The organism is Staphylococcus sp. EG-SA-2 (genome assembly GCF_017152085.1).
On record NZ_JACYHC010000649.1, the window covers coordinates 1 to 2186 of the forward strand.

2 protein-coding genes and 1 pseudogene are annotated in these 2186 nt (G+C 33.9%); 1 reads left to right on the top strand and 2 read right to left on the bottom strand.

All coding sequences use genetic code 11. The features are described 5' to 3' along the window. Nucleotides 1-966: D-lactate dehydrogenase (locus tag IDG60_RS11660; RefSeq protein WP_206160726.1), on the bottom strand; the 966-nt coding region annotated here is incomplete at its 3' end. A gap of 269 nt (nucleotides 967-1235) precedes the next feature. Here IDG60_RS11660 and IDG60_RS11665 point away from each other — a divergent pair. Beyond that, nucleotides 1236-1907, top strand: a complete 672-nt coding sequence (locus IDG60_RS11665; RefSeq protein WP_000069098.1) for an NAD(P)H-dependent oxidoreductase — start codon at nucleotides 1236-1238, stop codon at nucleotides 1905-1907. Nucleotides 1908-2027: 120 nt separating this feature from the next. Here the strand turns inward: IDG60_RS11665 and IDG60_RS11670 are convergent. Continuing rightward, nucleotides 2028-2186, bottom strand: a pseudogene (locus IDG60_RS11670) (VOC family protein); the annotation flags it as partial.

The window sequence follows — 2186 nt, forward strand, 5'->3', positions numbered from 1 at the left end:
AGTGTTAATGACAGATAATGCTGCGTTTAAACCACCTTCAACAAGGTTTTGTACTGCTTCATCAGAGAAGAAAGCAATATGTGGTGTTACTAAAATTCTTTCATGTTCGATTAACTCTAATAATGTTTTATCGTCAATGTCTTTATTAGTCCAGTCATTTGTGAAGTATGCAGCTTCATTTTCATAAGTATCAATCGCAGCACCTAACAAAGTACCATCGTTCACTGCAGCGATTAAATCAGGTGTATTGATGACTGCACCACGTGCTGCGTTAACTAAGATTGCACCTTTTTTCACATGATCAAACATTGCTTTATCGAATAAATGATAGCTTTCTTTGTTCGCTGGAACATGTAAAGAAATAATATCGGCATCTTTAATAGCTTCTTTAACACTATCTTTATAAGTTAAAAAGTCTAAATCTTTATTAGGATAAGCGTCATAAGCTGTAATTGTAGCACCAAATCCTGCATATATTTTAGCTGTAGCAGCACCGATACGACCCGTACCGATAATTGCAACAGTCATATTTTTAACTGGTTTAGACATGATTTCTGCTTGCCAAGTAAAATCATGTGTTTGTACACGGCGTTCAATATCTGGGAAGCGACGCACTAATTGTAGGGCGATAGAAACAGAATACTCTGCAATTGTTTCAGGTGAATAACTAGGAACGTTAGATATCACAATGTTGTGTTTTTTAGCTAAATCTAAATCATACATATCAAATCCAGCAGTACGTTGTGCAATTTGTTTAATACCGTAAGATTCTAATTTAGGATAAACGTCATTTTCTAACTTACCAAATTGCATTGTAGTTACGCCATCGTAATCTTTTAATTGATCGACTGTAGCACTTGATAATAGCTCTTTAGAAGTAGTTACTTCGACATTATTCTTTTTCCCCCAATTTAATGCCATCTCTTTCTCATAATCACGCGTACCAAAGAACATAATTTTTGTCATTATTAAAAACCTCGCTTTTAAAAGATTGAAAAGTAAATGAGTGAAATTAAAGATTATGTACATTAAAATCACGCCACAATTTAATTGTGAAAAATATCACAAATATATTATAACACTAAATTTTCCAAAATTCAAAAGTGTGTTTTATTGCAGAAAACTTATAACATGTGCACAAGTTATAGCGAATTGCAAACGGATTACTTTAGTCTTTTTAAAACATGAAGTATAATTTGTATAGTAATAAATATAAAAATTGGAGGCTATGTTCAATGAGCAATATGAATCAAACAATTATGGATGCATTTCATTTCAGACATGCGACTAAGCAATTCGATCCACAAAAGAAAGTTTCGAAAGAAGATTTTGAAACAATATTAGAGTCAGGTAGATTGTCTCCAAGTTCTCTTGGGTTAGAACCTTGGAAGTTTGTCGTGATTCAAGATCAAGCGTTACGTGATGAATTAAAAGCGCACAGTTGGGGCGCAGCAAAACAATTAGATACAGCGAGCCATTTTGTGCTAATTTTTGCGCGTAAAAATGTAACGTCAAGATCACCGTATGTACAACATATGTTAAGAGATATTAAAAAATATGAGGCACAAACGATCCCAGCTGTTGAACAAAAATTCGATGCATTCCAAGCAGATTTCCATATTTCTGATAATGATCAAGCCTTGTATGACTGGTCAAGTAAACAAACGTATATCGCATTAGGCAATATGATGACGACAGCCGCATTGTTAGGTATTGATTCATGTCCGATGGAAGGTTTTAGTCTGGATACAGTGACAGACATTTTAGCAAATAAAGGTATCTTAGATACTGAGCAATTTGGTTTATCAGTGATGGTTGCATTTGGCTACAGACAACAAGATCCACCGAAAAATAAAACACGCCAAGCATATGAAGATGTTATTGAATGGGTTGGACCAAAAGAATAAATAGAATACAGCATGTCTAAATATATATAATTAAAAAGTTAGCAATAATAAAAGCCTGCGTTCATATAAATGAATCGCGGGCTTTTGCGTGAAAAAATTGTATTAATAAAGTATGGATGATTATTTTTCTGGAACAAGGTCAGTATTTGAATGAACTGTGATGTCAAACCCTTCTGGTGCCGTAAATGTATGTGTTGAGGCGTCGGGTTGATAAATATCAACATGTGTTAATCCATAACTTTGTGCATTGTTTTGTCTTGCTTGATTGGATTGCCAAGT

Excerpts from the sequence above, each read along its gene's own strand:
- IDG60_RS11665 (WP_000069098.1), top strand. The coding sequence starts at position 1,236 with ATGAGCAATATGAATCAAACAATTATGGATGCATTTCATTTCAGACAT.